15 protein-coding genes are annotated in these 14815 nt (G+C 66.1%); 6 read left to right on the top strand and 9 right to left on the bottom strand.

The features are described from left to right. Window positions 1–76: 76 nt before the first annotated feature. On the bottom strand, window positions 77–1150 hold the full coding sequence (locus J2X92_RS02415) for a branched-chain amino acid ABC transporter permease (RefSeq protein ID WP_307573075.1): 1074 nt from the start codon (window positions 1148–1150) through the stop codon (window positions 77–79). A 4-nt stretch (window positions 1151–1154) separates the two neighbouring features. After that, the gene (locus tag J2X92_RS02410) at window positions 1155–2027 is read right to left on the bottom strand and encodes a branched-chain amino acid ABC transporter permease (RefSeq protein ID WP_307573074.1); all 873 of its coding nucleotides are present in this window, start codon (window positions 2025–2027) and stop codon (window positions 1155–1157) included. 221 nt (window positions 2028–2248) lie between these two features. Here J2X92_RS02410 and J2X92_RS02405 point away from each other — a divergent pair, with 221 nt between their 5' ends. Together J2X92_RS02405 and J2X92_RS02400 are read left to right on the top strand one after the other, a co-directional pair. Then, a complete protein-coding gene (locus J2X92_RS02405) occupies window positions 2249–2839 on the top strand; it encodes a TetR/AcrR family transcriptional regulator (protein WP_055795431.1) in 591 nt (196 codons plus the stop codon). 81 nt (window positions 2840–2920) lie between these two features. After that, window positions 2921–3361 carry a MarR family winged helix-turn-helix transcriptional regulator gene (locus J2X92_RS02400; RefSeq protein WP_307573071.1) on the top strand — a complete coding sequence of 147 codons (441 nt, stop codon included), beginning with the start codon at window positions 2921–2923 and terminating at the stop codon, window positions 3359–3361. Between the two features lie 10 nt (window positions 3362–3371). On the opposite strand, the gene J2X92_RS02395 is transcribed toward J2X92_RS02400, so the two are convergent. The 6 genes from J2X92_RS02395 to J2X92_RS02370 all read right to left on the bottom strand — a co-directional run bounded on the left by J2X92_RS02395 (window position 3372) and on the right by J2X92_RS02370 (window position 8710). After that, on the bottom strand, window positions 3372–4577 hold the full coding sequence (locus tag J2X92_RS02395; protein ID WP_307573069.1) for a porin: 1206 nt from the start codon (window positions 4575–4577) through the stop codon (window positions 3372–3374). Window positions 4578–4712: 135 nt separating this feature from the next. After that, a complete protein-coding gene (locus tag J2X92_RS02390; RefSeq protein ID WP_307573068.1) occupies window positions 4713–5882 on the bottom strand; it encodes an ABC transporter substrate-binding protein in 1170 nt (389 codons plus the stop codon). A gap of 35 nt (window positions 5883–5917) precedes the next feature. Beyond that, window positions 5918–6298, bottom strand: a complete 381-nt coding sequence (locus J2X92_RS02385) for a YciI family protein (RefSeq protein ID WP_307573066.1) — start codon at window positions 6296–6298, stop codon at window positions 5918–5920. Further along, complete coding sequence (locus tag J2X92_RS02380) at window positions 6298–7221, bottom strand: VOC family protein (RefSeq protein WP_307573064.1); 924 nt, start codon at window positions 7219–7221, stop codon at window positions 6298–6300. The genes J2X92_RS02385 and J2X92_RS02380 overlap by 1 nt, the downstream gene beginning before the upstream one ends. A 9-nt stretch (window positions 7222–7230) precedes the next feature. Next, window positions 7231–7545 carry an NIPSNAP family protein gene (locus J2X92_RS02375; RefSeq protein WP_055795441.1) on the bottom strand — a complete coding sequence of 105 codons (315 nt, stop codon included), beginning with the start codon at window positions 7543–7545 and terminating at the stop codon, window positions 7231–7233. Between the two features lie 271 nt (window positions 7546–7816). After that, entirely contained in the window at window positions 7817–8710 is an 894-nt protein-coding gene (locus tag J2X92_RS02370; RefSeq protein ID WP_307573063.1) for a LysR family transcriptional regulator, read from the bottom strand. Between the two features lie 101 nt (window positions 8711–8811). On the opposite strand from J2X92_RS02370, the gene J2X92_RS02365 reads away from it, so the two are divergent. From J2X92_RS02365 to J2X92_RS02350, 4 genes are all read left to right on the top strand, one after another. Next, window positions 8812–9726 (top strand): NAD(P)-dependent oxidoreductase, encoded by a 915-nt coding sequence (locus J2X92_RS02365; RefSeq protein ID WP_307573061.1) that lies wholly within the window; start codon window positions 8812–8814, stop codon window positions 9724–9726. A 5-nt stretch (window positions 9727–9731) separates the two neighbouring features. After that, a complete protein-coding gene (locus J2X92_RS02360; RefSeq protein WP_307573060.1) occupies window positions 9732–10688 on the top strand; it encodes a fumarylacetoacetate hydrolase family protein in 957 nt (318 codons plus the stop codon). A 65-nt stretch (window positions 10689–10753) separates the two neighbouring features. Beyond that, window positions 10754–11767 (top strand): ABC transporter substrate-binding protein, encoded by a 1014-nt coding sequence (locus tag J2X92_RS02355; protein WP_307573059.1) that lies wholly within the window; start codon window positions 10754–10756, stop codon window positions 11765–11767. 62 nt (window positions 11768–11829) lie between these two features. After that, window positions 11830–13707, top strand: coding sequence for an amidohydrolase (locus J2X92_RS02350; protein ID WP_373424783.1), 1878 nt, complete (start codon window positions 11830–11832; stop codon window positions 13705–13707). Window positions 13708–13741: 34 nt separating this feature from the next. Here J2X92_RS02350 and J2X92_RS02345 read toward each other — a convergent pair whose 3' ends face one another. After that, a complete protein-coding gene (locus tag J2X92_RS02345) occupies window positions 13742–14815 on the bottom strand; it encodes a maleylacetate reductase (RefSeq protein ID WP_307573056.1) in 1074 nt (357 codons plus the stop codon).

Raw genomic sequence — 14815 nt, 5'->3', positions numbered from 1 at the left:
GCCCCCACGCTTGTCACTTCGTGTACTGCACTGCCCCCCGGGGGGGAATTCGCGCCTTCGGGCGGCCGTACGGCGCTCATCGGTAACGCTCCGATTTCATGTAGACCTTGGTCTGGTGAACGCTGCTCTTGCGCACCCACGGGAATTCGGCCAGCACCTTGCGGATACGAACCCAGCGGGCGTTGAGGCCACCCGGTTCGAGCAGGACGAAGAAGGTCAGCACGGCGCCGTAGACGAAAAGCTCCAGCCCGAACTGCGCGCCGAGCCTGGCAGGCAGCGCCTCCTTCAGCGAGGAGATGAACGAGGGCAAGAGGCCGATCAGGATCGCGCCGAGGATCGCGCCCCGCAGGCTCCCCAGTCCGCCGATGAACACCATCAGCACCAGCTGCAGCGACAGCGCCAGACCGAAGGCTTCCGGCGTGATGTGCTGCATCTGGTGCGAGAGCAATGCACCGGCCAGGCCCGAGCACGCCGCCGAAAGGCTGAAGGCAAGCACCTTGGTGCGCGCGACGTCGATGCCCAGGCCTTGCGCGGCGGCTTCGGAGTCGCGGATGCCGATGAAGGCACGGCCGGTGGCGGACCGCATCAGGTTGACCAGCAGGAGCAGGACCACCGCCAGCACCACCAGGCAAAGGAAGTAGAAGGCGCGCGGACCGCCGAGACTGAGCCCGAAGAGGGTCGGGTCCGGCACCGCCATTCCGCTGTGGCCTCCGGTGACGCTCTTCCACCGGCCGAGCACGTGCTCGCAGACTATGGCGAACGCCATGGTGACCATGGCCAGGTGCAGCCCCGACACGCGGATTGCCGGCATGCCCACGAGCAAGCCGCCAAGCGCCGCGCCCGCCGTGGTCAGGAGCAGCGACACCGGCAGCGGCACGCCCTGGGTCAGGAGGATGGTGTGGATGTAGGCGCCGATGCCGACGAACGCCGACTGTCCGAGCGACACCTGCCCGGTGAAACCTGTGAGCATCATGAGGCCGAGGCTGGCCACGCACATGATGAGGATGAACGTCGCCTCGCCGATGTGATAGGCCGGCAGCACCCACGGCGCAGCAATGAGGGCCACCGCGAGCAAGCCATACGCGAGCCGCTCGGGCTTGCCGCGCAGCAGCCGCCGGCCGTCTTCGAATCCGGTTTCGTAGCGTGCCATGGTGTCAGACCCTCCGGCCGTGGCTTTCGCCCAGAATCCCGCGCGGATACAGGATGAGAACCGCGATGAGCACCAGGTAGGGCGCCACGTCCTTCACGCCGTCGGGCAGGTAGACACCGGCGAACTGTTCGATAAGGCCGATCAGGAGCCCGCCGATCACGGCCCCCGGTGCACTGCCGAAGCCGCCGAGAACCAGGGCCGCCAGCGCCTTGAGCATGACGAACCACAAGCCCAGGTCGACCAGCGTGATGGGTGCGAGCAGCAGTCCGCACAGCGCGGCGATGGCGCCGGAGATGGCCCACACCAGCGAGTTGAGCCGCTTCACGCGCACGCCGCAGAGATAGGCGGCGAGCTGGTTCTGCGACGTCGCGTGGATCGCAATACCGAGCGTGGTGCGGCGCAGGAAGTAGTACAGGAGCGCCGTCACGCCCATGGCGGCGCCGACGATCACCAGGTTGAGTTCGGCCACCACGCTGCCGCCAAGCTGCATGGATTGCCCCGTCCATGGCGTGGGATAGCTGCGCGACTCGGGCCCGAAGAACATGCTGACGCCGCCGCGGATCATGAAGCCGATGCCGATGGTGAGCATGACGCCCGAGAACTGGGGGCGGCCGACGATCCTGCGCATGATCTTCGCTTCCAGCAGAAAGCAGAACGCGGCCGAGATGCACAGCACGACGACGAAGCTGAGCCAGAAGGGAAGGCCGGCCGCGACGACCAGGCCCCAGCCGAGGAACGCGGAAAGCATCACCACGTCGCCTTGGGCGAAGTTGAGAACCTCGGTCGCCTTGTAGCTGAGTACGAGGCCGAGCGCGACGAGCCCGTAGATGGCACCGCTGGAGATGCCTTGCACGATCAGCTGGGTCAGTTGCGTCATCACATCATCCGGTCTTGGGCTTTGGTCTTTAAATAACGATCGTTTGGTAAACGATGGTGAACTATAGGTTTGCAACACGGCCAGCGTCAACACGCCGGAGCGGGTTTGGCGCAGGGACAAACCCTCGGTCAAGCGACTGGCGGCTCTGATAAAACACGATCGTTTACCAAACGATCGGCATGCTATGATGGGGTACCTAACGATTTGCAGAGGGCCCATTCATGCGCTATCCGACCACCCACAAAGAGGAAACCCGCAAGAAGCTGCTCGCGAATGCCCGCGCCATCGCCAAGAAGGGCGGCTTCGGAACCACCGGCGTCGATGAATTGATGGCCAGCATTGGCCTCACCGGGGGCGCCTTCTATGGACATTTCCCGTCCAAGGAAGCGCTGTTCGCCGAGCTCCTCGAACATGAGATATCGAACAGCACCGACATGCTGGCCGGCGACCGCGACTCACCGCCCGACCACGTCGCCAAGCGGCTGCGCAGCTACCTGAGTTCGTATCACGCGCTGCACCCCGAAACCGGCTGCGTCTTGCCGGCGCTAGGACCCGAGATCGCAAGGGCGGGGCCTGAAGTGCGAGCGGCGGTCGAGGAGGGCCTGAAGCGCCTGCAGAAAAGCTGGAGCTCCCGCATCGGCGACCCGGATGCTGCATGGGCGCTGATTGCCCAGTGCGTCGGTGCGCTGGTGCTGTCTCGGGCGGTCGAGTCGGAGCGCACCCGCAAGGAAATTCTGGCTTCCAGCCGCCGCTTCATCGACCAGACGCATGCGCTGGACGAGGCCCCCGCCAAACCGTCCAAGGCCTCCTGACAGCCGCGGCCGATGCTGCCCCGGCGCGCCACTCCTGCACGAGCGCCGGTGCAATCGCCATCAACTGAGGCGGCGCACGCAGTGGGGGGCAGCAGTCTCCAGCGCTCGGCCTGCACCGACACCCAGGCGCATCAACTCGCCCGCCTCGTCAGGCAGCACTACGACGCGGAACTCGGCAAGGCCGGCCTCAGGACCACGCAATACTGGCTGCTGGCGGAAGTGCTGGCACAGGGGCCGGTGCGCCCGTGCGACCTGGCCGAGGCGATGTCGCTCTCGCCCTCCACGCTGACCCGCAATCTCAAGCCCCTGGTCTCGACTGGCTGGCTGGAGCTTGGACCCGGCGTCGACGGACGCACGCGCAGCGTGCGCATCACCGCTTCCGGCCGCCGGAAGTGCGCCGAGGGGCTGCCCCACTGGACCGCCGCACAGGCCAGGGTGCATCGATTGATCGGCAACCGGAACGTGAACGCGCTGCATGCAATCATCGGGGAGTGCTTGAGCAGCATGTCGGCGAGAGAATGAATGTCGCTCTTCAGAACGAATGCCGCATGCCCAGCATGGCGCCCATCTGGGAGCCGCCCGCAACGGGGTTGCTCCCCGCCGCGCCCGAGCTCACGGACAAGGCAAGGTTGCCGTCGTTGGAGATGTGCCCGACCGTCGCGTACAGAGCGGTGCGCTTGGACAGGTGGTAGGTTCCGCGAATGGCGGCCAGGGTTGCGCTGTTCCTGCTGTTCTTGAAGGCGAGCCGGAAGACTTGTGCGTCGAGGGTCAAGGCCGGCAGCACGGGGTAGCTTCCGCCTACATACCAGAGATCGCTTCGGGGGGTGAGGGGGCTGCCATCGTTGTCTCGCCGGATCAGGCCCGCGGAGAGTTGTCCCTCGCCCAGTTTCACATACCCGTTCGCCGAAATGCGCCGGTCCTTGAGCGCGCTGCTTGTCAATCCTGCAAAGGCACCGGGGCCGCCGCGGATCTCGTCGACGGCAAGAGCCGTGCCCCACCTTGCGGCGTCGTACTTAAGCAGCACGGACCACTCGCGGCAAGCCTTGCTGTCGGCGGCACTTTCGCCAGCGCAGTTGGTTCCCGCCGGACTCGGTCCTGCATTCACCACGTCGCGTCCAAGGCTGTAGGAGGCGCCCATCGTGAAGCCGCCGAACGTACCCCGGTAGACGATGGCGTTGTCGGCGCGCGCGTTCGGAATGTAGGCGTCGAGCGAGCCGCTGCCGTAGACGTTGGGCCCGAGCACGTCAGCGTCCAGCAGCGACCAGAACAGCATCGTGTACTGGCGGCCCAGCGTCACAGTGCCCCAGCCGCCGGAAAGGCCCACGAAGGCTTGCCGCCCGAAGCTGCGGCCTCCCTGATTCAATGTGCCGGTGTCCGGTCCGAAGCCCGATTCAAGCATGAAGACGCCGCGCAGTCCGTCGCCGAGATCCTCGACGCCGCGCACGCCCCAGCGGGACGGCAGGCTGCCGGTCAGCGACGGCATGCGGATCAGGCGGTTGCTGCCGGGGCCGACATTGCTGATGTACTCGACACCGGTGTCGATCAGCCCGTAGAGCGAGACGCTGGAAGCCGATGCGGCCCGCGCACGCGATTGCGCCTCCGATTCGACGCGCCGCGCATCCTGGTCGGGCGCCGTGGCGGGACCGCTGACGCTGGGCGACTGTGCCCAGGCGCTTGCGGCAAGCATGCAGGCTGCGGCGGCTGCGATCGATTTCTTCTTCGAGATCTGTCTTTTCATGGTTGTCTCCAGGTGTTATTGGGAAAAAAAGGCGAGCGCCATCCACACCGATGCCTCGCATCGATTGCGGTGTGAAAGAGAGAGGGAGAGTGGAGGGAAACTGCCGGCGCTGAAGCGCCGGCGAGCTTCAGAGAATCACTTGGCTATGCACTGCGATGCATAGGCGTCCGCATGCGACTGCAGAACGTTTTCCGCCAGCAAGCGGAATTCAGGCTTGCCCGCCGCGCCCTTGGCGACTTCGAACACGTGATAGTTCTGGACCGGGAAGTTGTTGGCGCCGAAGCGGAACGCACCGCGCACGGACTTGAACGGCGTCGTGGCAATGGCCTTTGTCAGCGCCTTGCGGTTGGAGGCATCGCCCTTGAGCTTTGCAAGGGCGGCGTCGAGCGCCATTGCGGCGTCGTAGCTGAAGGCGGCATAGGCGGAGGGCATGCGTGCGTACTTCTTCTCGAAGGCTGCGACGAACTGGCGGGACTCGGCCCCGGGGTTGCCGGGCGACCAGGCGTCGGCGGTAATGACGCCCACGGCGGCGCTGCCCATGGCAGTCATCGAGGTGCCCTCGACGGTGTTGGTCGTATAGAGCGGGATCTTGCCGAGCAGGCCGGCCTGCTGGTACTGCCGCACGAAGGTCACGCCGAGCCCGCCCGGATAGAAGGCGAAGACCGCCTCCGGCCGGGCTGCGCCGAGGCGTGTGAGCTCGGCGGAAAAATCCAGCTGGTTCAGGGGCGTGTAGAGCTCGTCGACGATCTCGCCCTTGTAGAAGCGCTTGAGCCCGGCGATCTTGTCCTTGCCGCCGACAAAGTTCGGCGTCATCACGCTGATGCGCTTGACGCCCTTGTCCGTCAGGTACTTTCCCATGGCCTCCGCGGGCACATCGCTTTGCCACGAGGTCACGAAAAGGTTCGGCTTGCATTGCGCGCCTGCCGCAGCCGACACGCCGGCGACCGACCCAAGGAACGGCACGTCCGTCGATGCGATCTTGTTTTGAAGCGCCATCATGATGTTGGCGAAGGTCAGGCCCGTGACCACGTCGACCTTCTCTTTCTCGAGCAGCTTCGAAAGGGCGCCAAGCGCAACCTCGGGCTTCTGCTGATCGTCTTCCTTGAAGAGGGTGGCGGTGGTGCCGCCGAGCTTGCCGCCCAGTTGCTCGAGCGCGAGGTTGAAGCCGTCGAGCTGGTCGCGCCCGACATCGGCCGAAGGGCCGCTCAGCGTGGCGAGGAAGCCGACTTTCACGTCGGCATGGGCTGCCGAGGCCAGCAAGGCGATGCAGAGGGCGAGAGCGTTGTGCTTGATGGTCTTTTTCATGATGTCTCCTCAGGTGGGCTTTTGGGGGGGCGGCGCTAGAGAAGGCGGGCGGACTGGTCCGACAGCCGCACGGCGACGGAAAAGCCGCCCTCCATCAACAGCCATTTCTTCACGTCGATCGTCACCACGCCCTCTTTCACGAAGGGGTCGCACGACAGGATGTCCTTCGCATGCGAGGCCGACGCGGCGCGCACGATCGACAGGCCGCCGAGCGAGCCGGGCGCGCTCGTGTCGTCCGTGAAAGGTCCGGAGGCGAACAGCTCGCCGCGGCGTTCCGCGGCGATCATCCAGTGCAGGTGTGCCTCCAGCAATTGCGGCATGCGCCCAAGGTCGCCCGGCTTGCGCAGCGCCGCGTAGAGAGGCTTGTTGAGCATGGCGCGCAGCAGCTCATGCGCGCGCTGGTCTTGCGTGGCCATCACTCGCGCTCTTCAAAGTTCAAAGGGAACTCCGGCGGCGGCGGTGTCGCCGCCCACACCGCGGTCAGCTCTTGCGGCGTGACGTTCAAGGCTTCCCATTCGCTGTCGTCCTCGGGAATGACGTCGATGTCCCAGAAGTACTCGGCCAGGCTGTTCCACGGATCGCGGATGTAGTGGAAGTAGTTCGAGCCGCCCACGTGCCGCCCCAGCCCGAAGCCGTCCTTGTAGCCCGCACGCAGCAAGGTCTGTGCGCCGATCTCGATCTCGTCGATGTCTCCGACCTCGAAGCTGAGGTGGTGCAGACCGGTGTGTGTGCTGTGGGCAAAGGCCACGATGTGGTGGTCGCCTCCCGCGCTGCCGCGCAGGAAGGCCAGAACGTCGCCTGCGCGGTCGGACACCTTCATGCCCAGGACCTCGGTATAGAACGCGACCGATATGTCCACGTCGGGGGAGAACTTGATGAGGTGGCCCATGCGCCGCGGTCTGGCCCTTTTCTGTTGCGAGGAGGGATCGCATGCGCGCGTGCCGATGCGGCGGTAGCGGCCGGGCGCATTGATCTCGGCCGGCGCCTGCGCGCTCGATGGCTGCGGCTCGGCCACCTGCACGTTGAGCCAGTCGCCATGCGGGTCGCGAAACCAGATGCCCTCCATCGGCCCGAAAGGGTTATCGGCCAAGGCCACGCCATGGCGTTCGAGATTGGCCATCAGCGCGTCCATGCCGGCCGCATTGGTGCCGAGCGAGACGTAGCTCAACTTCTTGCGGGCGCCGGGCATCAGGCGCAACAGCTCCTGGGCACTTCCTTCGCAATGGAAGAGCAGGTCGTCACCCGAGACCCGCGTCTCAAGGCCGAAGAGTTCGTAGAAGGCACGACCGACCTCGAGTTCCGGAACGGTCATGCCCACTTGCAGCAACGAGCGGATCATGGGGGTCTCCTAGCGGATCGGCGAGAAGCTCGCCGGGGTCAGCAATTCGCTGCGCTGCCGCACCACCAGGGCCGCTGTCTTTCCGAGAAAGCTGCGCCACTGCGGATTGGCCGAGAGTGCGGCGCGCCGCGACACGCGGTCTTCGTAAGAGTCGAAGCCCCACAGCTGCACGATGCGGTTCAGCTCGCCGACTTCGGCGACGAAGTACCCGATGAGGCGGCCCAGCGCCTGCTGCTGCAGCGGGAGTCCTTCGGCCTCGTAGCCCGCGAGAAATTCAGGCAGCGAACCGGGCTTCAGTTCATAGGTGCGTTGTTCGATGATCATGGCCAGTCTGGAGAGATCGTGCGGCCGGCGCGGGCCGATGCACTCACTCAGTCTCCTTGTTGATGTGGCTGGATTCTGCGTTTTAGCGACCGACCAAACCATACTGAATCGATGATTCATTCGTATAAACGCAATTTGTGGAGCGAGCCGAATGGCGACTCTCACAACTGCGATGCATGGAGTGAATCCGCAGGCGAACGCTGCCCGTCTTGAGGCTCGTTGAGCCGCAATGGCGGGAGTGCCCCCTGCGCCGCCGAGCAGGTCGATGAAGTCAGGTAGGAGCCAGCTGCTGCACGACGAAGTCGCGCATCCACTTGTTCGCGGGATCCTGGTGGTAACGGTCGTGCCAATACAGGAAGATCTCGAAGCTGGGCAGATCGAGGGGAAGCGGCTTGATGATCAGCGGGTAGTGCTTGGCCAGCGTCTCGGCAAGGACCGCCGGCGCCGACCACAGGAGATCGGAACTCACGACAAAGTGAGGCGCCGCCAGATACTGCGGCAGCCGTATCTTGATGCGGTTTCGCGCACCCGCGTCGATCAGCGCCCGTTCCAGTTGGATATGGCCGCTGCCGGAGTACTCCACCAGCAGATGTTCGCTTTCGCTGAAGCGCTCCAAGGTCATCTTCTTGTCGGCGAGCGGATGTCCCGCGCGCATGACGCACACGTAGTGCTGGGTGTGGATCAGGCGACGGTGGATTCCCGCTTCGAGCGACGGCAGGAATCCCAACGCGAAGTCGATCTGTCCGGCCGCCAGACCGCTGACGGTTTCCGGGATCGTTCGAAAGACCGTTCGCAGCCGGATGCCCGGCGCGCACTGCGCAAGGGCCGCCATGATCGGCGGAAAGGACACCGCTTCGCCGATGTCGCGGGTGCGCACGGTGAACATCCGCTTCGCCGTGGCCGGCTCGAAGCGCCGCCGCTCCACCTGCGTCTTGCGGACCATGGACAGCACATCCAGCAGCATCGGCGCCAGGTCCGATGCCAGCGGTGTCGGCTCCATCTTGCGGCCAACCGGCGTGAACAGCTTGTCCTCGTACTCCTCGCGCAGGCGCTTCAGTGACGCGCTCACCGCGGCCTGGGTCAGGCCAAGGCTCTCGGCCGCGCCGGTCACGGAGCGGTCGCGCCAGATGGCCTCGAAGGTATAGAGGAGGTTCAGGTCTTTCACGCGCAAAGTATAGAAGTGATTTATAGGAGTGAATCATCGAATCGGTCTGGATTGATGCTTGTCGGAACCGCAGAATCCGCTTCCATAACCAGGAGACACAGGTGCTACAACCTCATCACGTCATCGGCATGATCGGCATCGGCCAGCTCGGCCTGCCCATCGCCGTCAATCTCATGCGAGCCGGCTTCAGGGTGGTCGGCTTCCGACGCACGGACCGCGAGGCGTTCTCGCGCGCCGGCGGCGAGGCGCTGCAATCTCCGGCCGAAGTGACCCGCGAGGCCGACGTGCTGTTGCTGTGCCTGCCCGGTGAAGACGCGCAGGCGGCGGTGCTCCACGGCGCAGACGGTGTCTTGCAAGCACTCGCTCCCGGCAAGATCGTCATCGAGATGGGCACCTACACGCGGGACTACAAGGTGCAGCAAGCGCTGCGTGTGCAACAGGCCGGTGCCCGCATGCTCGAAGCCGAGGTAAGCGGATCGCCTCCCATGGTGGTCGAGCGCCGCGCTGCCCTCTACGTGGGGGGCGACGAGGGCTTGTTTCAGGAATGCAAGCCGGTACTGGATGCCATCACGGAGCACCAGTTCCACTTGGGCGATGTCGGCTCCGCGGTCGCGATGAAGCTGATCGCCAATACGCTCGTCACTATCCATACGCTCGCCGCCGCGGAAGCCATGAACATGGGCGTTCGCGCAGGCTTCGCGCCTGAGCGGGTCGCGGAAGTCATTCGCCAGGGCGCGGGCAATTCCGCCATGTTCACGATCCGCGCGCCGCTGATGGCCGCGCGGGCCTTCACGCCCGCGCCCGGCTCGTTCAACACCTTGCACAAGTACCTGCGGCTCGGCGCTGGGATGGCGCGTGAGCTGGGTTGCGCCACGCCTCTCTTTTCTGCCGCCGCTCCCTACTTCCTGCGGGCGCTGGAAGGCGGGATGGGCGAAGAAGACATTTCCGCCGTGATCAAGCTGCTGGAAGCCGAATCGCGCCCATCCAACCCAAGCGGCAGCTTCTCTCTCGAATGACCTCCATGAAGTATCAACTGTTCACTTATGAAAAAACGGAACGCATTGCGCGGTCCGGCATTTCGATCGGCGCGGACTGGTTCGACTTGGGCCATGTGGCAAGCACGGCTGGTTGCACGAGCCTGGCAGCGGCGAGCCTCGATGACCTCGTTGCCCACTGGGCATCGTGCATGCCTGAACTCGACAAGCTGGCCGCGGACCTTGCCGCCAAGCCGGATCGGTTCTCGCCCGCTACGCTCGATCCGGCCAGCCTGGTTCTGCGTTCCCCATTCGGCCGGCCTGGCGCCATCTATGCGGCCGGCGCCAACTACCGCGATCACGTGGAAGCCATGGGCCTCGCCTTCAACCAGAAGCTCGTGCTCGATCCGAAGAAGGAGGGCGTGCCGCCCTGGCACTTCCTGAAGGCAGGTGCCGCAACCCTCTCCGGCCACCGCGGCGAAGTTGCGTATCCGGCGCGCACCGAGCGCCTGGACTGGGAGGCCGAACTCGCTGTCGTGATCGGCAGGCGTGCCGCAAAGGTCAGCGTGAGCAGCGCACTGGATTACGTGGCGGGCTACATGTGCGCCAACGACCTGTCGGCGCGCGACCACCTGGTGCGGGACGGCGTGGATCCTTCCTCTCCCTTTCGCTTCGACTGGATCGGGCACAAGTGCTTCAACGGCTCGTGCCCATTGGGCCCGGTGTTCACGCCGGCGCAGTTCGTCCGCTCGCCGGAGAACCTGGCCATCAAGCTCTGGGTCAATGGCGAGCTGCGGCAGGACTCGAACACCAGCAACCATCTCTATGGCGTTGCCGAACAGATCGCTTACCTGAGCGAGCGTGTGGACCTGCTTCCCGGCGACGTGATCCTGACCGGTACGCCGGCAGGTGTCGGCATGGAGACCGGCACCTTCCTCAAGCGCGGCGACGTGACGAGGGTATGGATCGAGGCGCTCGGAGAGCTCGAAACCCGCATCGTGTAGCCGCGGCTGCATCGCACAACCAGACGGAGGAGGTGTCAGTGAAGCAGGTCTTGAAACAGGGGTCCATGTTCATCCGGTTTTTCATTGTTCCGTTGCTGGCCACGCTGGTCGCGGGATGCGCCGGCGGGAGCCGTGTGGTGGCGGAGGCTCCGTCGGCTTTGCGCGTCATCGTGTTTCCCGGCGCATTCAACTGGCCGCTGTGGGTGGCCGAGGACAAGGGGTTCTTCGCCAGCGAGCGGCTGGCCGTCGCGATCACGCCGACACCGAACTCCACGTTCCAGATGAGGGGCCTGATCCAGGGGGAGTTCGATATCGCCATGACGGCCATGGACAACGTCATCGCCTACCGGGAAGGGCAGGGCGAGGCGGGCGTGGACGGGCCGGATCTGGTGGCGGTCATGGGTTCGGATGCGGGCTTCCTGCGGCTGGTCGCGTCGCCGGAGAGCCGCGGCTATGCCGATCTGCGGGGCAAGACACTGTCGGTGGACGCCCTGACCACCGGCTACGCTTTCGTGCTGCTTGAACTGCTGGAGCGCCACGGCCTGGTGCTGGACCGCGACTACAAGACCGAGCGGGCGGGCGGCGTGTTGCAGCGCTACCAGTCGCTGCTGGAGCGAAAGCACGCGGCGACCATGCTGGTGGCGCCGTTCGACGTGATGGCCGAAGCGCTGGGCTTCAACCGCCTGGCCAATGCGACGGACGAGCTTGGCCACTACCAGGGCGTCGTGGCCGCGGTGCGCCAGGGCTGGGCGCGTGCCCATCCGAAGCGCGTGCGGGGCTACATTCGCGCCCATGCGCGCGCCGTCGACTGGCTGCGCGAGCCCCGCAACAAGGACGAGGCGCTCAGGGTCTTCCTGGCCCACATGCCGCCGAACACACCGCCGCAGGCAGCGGACAGCGCCTACCGCGCGTTGCTGTCCCGCCCTGAAAGCTTCCAGCGCCGCGCACAGATCGACCTTGCAGGCGTCGAGACCGTCGTGAAGCTGCGCGCCAAGTTCGGCGGGCCAGGCGCCAGGCTGCACGATGCCGCGACCTATTACGACCCGAGCTTCCACGAAGCCGCTTTTCACAACCACTGAACCGGGAGCCCGACATGTACCGCAGAACCCTCCTCCAGGGAGCCGCCGGTGCGGCCGCCGTCATGGGCTTGCCTGGCTGTGCCACCGCGCCGGGCTCGACGCAGGCCGACCTGATCCTTCGGGGCGGAAGGATCCACACGCTCGATGCACGCAACCGCGTGGTGTCGTCCGCCGCCGTGCGTGACGGCAAGATCCTGGCGGTGGGTTCCGAGGCAGAAACCGCAGCATTCCAGGGGCCCGGCACGACGCTGGTCGAACTGGCCGGCCGCGTGGTGATCCCGGGCCTCAACGACTCGCACATCCACCTGATCAACGGCGGACTCCAGTACAACCTGGAGGTGCGCTGGGACGAGGTCGAGTCGCTGGCCGATGCGCTGCGGCTCTTGCGGGAGCAGGTGCAGCGCACACCGCCCGGCCAGTGGGTGCGGGTGCTAGGCGGCTGGTCGGAGTTCCAGTTTGCCGAAAAGCGCATGCCGACCATCGCGGAGATCAACGCCGTCTCGAGCGACGTGCCGGTGATGCTGCTGCACTTCTACGACACGGCGCTGCTGAACAAGGCGGCGCTGCGGGCATTGGGCTACACGAAGGACACGCCGCAGCCCGCTGGCGGCGAGATCGTGCGTGACGCGCTCGGCCACCCCACGGGCCTGATCCTCGCCAAGCCCAGCATGTTCTCGGTGTACTCGGCGATGCGCCGCGCACCGCAGCTGGACCATGCGGCGCGGCTGAACTCGATGCGCCAGTTCATGAGCGAACTCAATCGCGTGGGCATCACGAGCGTGAGCGACGGCGGCGCCGACAACAACCTGGCCGACTACGCATTGATGAGCGAGTTGGCCGGCGGCAGGCACCTCACGGTGCGCGTGGCCTGCAGTATGTTCAGCTTTTCGCCGGGCAAGGAGTATGAAGATTTCGCGTCATGGATCCGCCAGGTGAAACTGACCGACGATCCGATTTACAAGATCCGCGGTGCCGGCGAGATCCTCACATTCTCGGCCTTCGATTCGGCCAACTTCCTGCTGCCGCGGCCCAACCTGCAGCCAACCGCCGAGGCGGAGTTCGAGAAAGTCATCCGCCTGTTCGTCGAGCACGGCTGGCCGTTCCAGTTCCACGCTTCCTACGACGAATCCATCACGCCGCTCCTGGGTGTGCTGGAGCGCGTGCAGCGCGATGCGCCGCTCGACCGCGTGCGCTGGTTCCTCGACCATGCCGAGACGATCTCGCCGCGCAACATCGACCGCGTGAAGGCGCTGGGCGGCGGCATCGCCGTGCAGAACCGCATGACTTTCCAGGGCGAGAGCTTCTTGCGCCGCTACGGGGCCGGCGTGGCCGATCGCGCGCCGCCCGTGGGCGAGATGCTGCGTGCCGGTGTACCGGTCGGCCTGGGCACCGATGCCACCCGCATCGCGAGCTACAACCCATGGATCTCGCTGCAGTGGTTCGTGACCGGGCGCACCGCCGGTGGCCTGCGGCTGGTGGGCACCGCGAACCGGCTCGACCGGCAGCAGGCGCTGCGGCTGTACACCCAGGGCAGCGCCTGGTTCTCCGGCGACGAGGCGGTCAAGGGTTCGCTCGAACCGGGCAAGCTCGCCGACCTGGCCGTGCTGTCGGCCGACTATTTCGCCGTGCCCGAGGACCAGATCCGCAAGATCGAATCGGTGCTGACGGTGTTGGACGGGCAGATCGTGCATGCCAAGGGACCCTATCGTTCCATGGCGCCGGCACCGCTGCCAGTGAATCCGGACTGGTCGCCCGTCGCTTCGGCCCGCGCGGCCGAGGAGGAGGGCCGCTACCTTGCCAAGGCGATGCGCGGGTCGCACGCCTGTGGCCACACGCACGCCGATGGCGACAGCTGCGCCGGCCACATCCATGCGCACAGCTGGATCGCCAGCGGCGAAGGCGGCATGTGGTCGCTCAGCTGCAACTGCATGGTCGCATGAGGAAAGCGCGGCGTCATGGCGGGCGCCGCGTCGCTCAAGGCAAGGGCGGCGCGCCCTCGTAGGCGCGCTGCAGCATGACGCGCAATGCGGCACGGTCGAGCGGCCTCGGGTTGGGGTACGGGTTCTGCACGGCGAGATCGGCCACGCGGTCGAGCGACTCCATCGGCAGGCCGAGCTCCTTCAGCGCCAGCGGTGCACCTGTCGCACGCATGAGATCGTGAATCGCTTGCGGCACGCGGTTCTCCGCGGTGCCGAGCGCGCGCGCCGCACGCGACATGGCGTCCGGCGCGCTGGCGGCGTTGTAGGCCAGCGTGTGCGGCAGCATCACGGTGTGCGTCTCGGCGTGCGGCAGGTTGTAGCTGCCGCCCAGCGTGTGGCACAGCTTGTGATGCAGGCCCATGGACACGGCGCCCAGCACCGTGCCGCACAGCCAGGCGCCGTAGAGCCCCCGTTCGCGTGCCGCATCGGATTGCGGCGCTTCCTGCAACGTGCGGAGTGCGGCGGCCATGGCGCGCAGGCCTTCCTCCGCCATGAGCGACACCACCGGATTCCGATCGTGCGCATAGAGCGCCTCCGCAGCGTGCGCCATGGCATTGAAGCCGCTGGTCACGCACACCTTGAGCGGCAGCGTGCGAATCAGGTCCGGGTCATACAACACGGTGCGCGGCAACACCCGTGCATCGCGGCCGGTCTTCTTGATGCCATCCTCGGTGATGCCGTAGATGGACGTCATCTCGCTGCCGGCGTAGGTGGTGGGAATGGCCACGATGGGAAGCGAATGCTCCAGTGCGATGGCTTTGCCCAGGCCGATGGTCGAGCCGCCGCCGACGGCGACCATGCCATCGGCGCCCACCGACCGGGCGTGGGCCACGGCTTCGCGCGCGGTCTCGATGGGTACATGCATGACGGCACGATCGAAGACGCCGGCGGCGCGCACGCCCAGCCGCGCCGCGACCGACTCCGCGGTTTCGCGCTGCTCGGGCGTGCATAGCACCAGCGCCCGCCGCACGTTCAAGGCCAGCAGTTCCTCTTCGAGGTGACTCAGGCTGCCGCGTCCGAACACCACTCGGGCCGGTGCGCATTGGTAGGTGAAGGCCAGGCGCTCCAT

The sequence above is a fragment of the Variovorax paradoxus genome (assembly GCF_030811855.1).
Classification (GTDB): Bacteria; Pseudomonadota; Gammaproteobacteria; order Burkholderiales; family Burkholderiaceae_C; genus Variovorax; species Variovorax paradoxus_L.
Note: the sequence above shows the minus strand (reverse complement) of the source record. Positions and strands in the feature narration are given on the sequence as shown.

What these genes read in the sequence shown, in the direction of transcription:
- J2X92_RS02415 (WP_307573075.1), bottom strand. Translation starts at nt 1,150, where the DNA reads ATGGCACGCTACGAAACCGGATTCGAAGACGGCCGGCGGCTGCTGCGC.
- J2X92_RS02410 (WP_307573074.1), bottom strand. Translation starts at nt 2,027, where the DNA reads ATGACGCAACTGACCCAGCTGATCGTGCAAGGCATCTCCAGCGGTGCC.
- J2X92_RS02405 (WP_055795431.1), top strand. Translation starts at nt 2,249, where the DNA reads ATGCGCTATCCGACCACCCACAAAGAGGAAACCCGCAAGAAGCTGCTC.
- J2X92_RS02395 (WP_307573069.1), bottom strand. Translation starts at nt 4,577, where the DNA reads ATGAAAAGACAGATCTCGAAGAAGAAATCGATCGCAGCCGCCGCAGCC.
- J2X92_RS02390 (WP_307573068.1), bottom strand. Translation starts at nt 5,882, where the DNA reads ATGAAAAAGACCATCAAGCACAACGCTCTCGCCCTCTGCATCGCCTTG.
- J2X92_RS02385 (WP_307573066.1), bottom strand. Translation starts at nt 6,298, where the DNA reads ATGGCCACGCAAGACCAGCGCGCGCATGAGCTGCTGCGCGCCATGCTC.
- J2X92_RS02380 (WP_307573064.1), bottom strand. Translation starts at nt 7,221, where the DNA reads ATGATCCGCTCGTTGCTGCAAGTGGGCATGACCGTTCCGGAACTCGAG.
- J2X92_RS02375 (WP_055795441.1), bottom strand. Translation starts at nt 7,545, where the DNA reads ATGATCATCGAACAACGCACCTATGAACTGAAGCCCGGTTCGCTGCCT.
- J2X92_RS02360 (WP_307573060.1), top strand. Translation starts at nt 9,732, where the DNA reads ATGAAGTATCAACTGTTCACTTATGAAAAAACGGAACGCATTGCGCGG.
- J2X92_RS02355 (WP_307573059.1), top strand. Translation starts at nt 10,754, where the DNA reads ATGTTCATCCGGTTTTTCATTGTTCCGTTGCTGGCCACGCTGGTCGCG.
- J2X92_RS02350 (WP_373424783.1), top strand. Translation starts at nt 11,830, where the DNA reads ATGGGCTTGCCTGGCTGTGCCACCGCGCCGGGCTCGACGCAGGCCGAC.
- J2X92_RS02345 (WP_307573056.1), bottom strand. Translation starts at nt 14,815, where the DNA reads ATGGAGCGCCTGGCCTTCACCTACCAATGCGCACCGGCCCGAGTGGTG.